Below are 609 nucleotides of genomic sequence, written 5' to 3'. Positions count from 1 at the left end.
AGAAAGACTAATCCAATCCATAATGATGTACCGGAAAATACAACATTTTTATTACTTGACCAACCATCAGGAGAAGCAAATACAACGGGTACACTAATCAGTAAGATTGATGAAGTAGCAATTAATGCAAAAACAGCCAATTGGAAAGCAATAGTCATGCTTCTAATCCTCCAAGCTACCAACAAAAGAACTATACCATTTGATCCCTCTATCAGTCGAAAAATTTTAATAAAATGCATCATGGAGGGATTTTACCATGACTCCATTGATTCTATATGACTTATCACCATTCTTTTTTACCACTTTATTCGGATATGGGGTCGAGGGGAATTTTTTTTACTTAACAAATGGACATGCTGGATCTTGCATCTATCTATATAGACAGATAGATCGACCCAGGGATTCATACCTGTTTCTACAGATACTGATGATATGAACTCATATGGCCACGTTCTATTCGGGGGAATAAAAAATAAAATAAAATAGAAATTGTCTTTCGGAGAGATGGCCGAGTGGTTGATAGCTCCGGTCTTGAAAACCGGTATAGTTCGAAACAAAGAACTATCGAGGGTTCGAATCCCTCTCCCCCCTTTTGCTCGGTGAATAGAT

Annotated in this window: 1 protein-coding gene and 1 tRNA gene; both read left to right on the top strand. The window is 37.4% G+C overall.

Annotated features, from left to right (window positions below):
• Positions 1-279, top strand: a 279-nt coding sequence (locus HLA95_RS30445; protein ID WP_255592583.1) for a hypothetical protein, incomplete at its 5' end; no start/stop codon positions are given.
• Positions 280-498: 219 nt separating this feature from the next.
• A tRNA-Ser gene (locus tag HLA95_RS30440) sits at positions 499-591 on the top strand.
• Positions 592-609 lie beyond the last annotated feature (18 nt).

This window comes from Geminicoccus harenae, from assembly GCF_019800005.1.
GTDB classification, from domain to species: Bacteria; Pseudomonadota; Alphaproteobacteria; order Geminicoccales; family Geminicoccaceae; genus Geminicoccus; species Geminicoccus harenae.
Note: the sequence above shows the minus strand (reverse complement) of the source record. Positions and strands in the feature narration are given on the sequence as shown.